Origin of the sequence: Carboxydocella sp. ULO1 (assembly GCF_002049255.1) — a bacterium.
Classification (GTDB): Bacteria; Bacillota.
In genome coordinates this window covers 1-221 of record NZ_BDLQ01000063.1, presented here as the reverse complement: position 1 = coordinate 221, position 221 = coordinate 1, and the positions used below count along the sequence as shown (strand labels likewise).

1 rRNA gene is annotated in these 221 nt (G+C 52.0%); it reads left to right on the top strand.

Going from position 1 to position 221, the window contains the following annotated elements:
* A 23S ribosomal RNA gene (locus ULO1_RS09125) occupies positions 1-221 on the top strand; the annotation flags it as partial.

Here is a 221-nt window from a genome sequence, read left to right as displayed (position 1 = left end):
CGGTAAACGGCGGCCGTAACTATAACGGTCCTAAGGTAGCGAAATTCCTTGTCGGGTAAGTTCCGACCCGCACGAAAGGCGTAACGACTTGGGCGCTGTCTCAACGAGGGACTCGGCGAAATTGTAGTACACGTGAAGATGCGTGTTACCTGCGACAGGACAGAAAGACCCCGTGGAGCTTTACTGTAGCCTGACATTGGATTTTGGTATTGCATGTACAG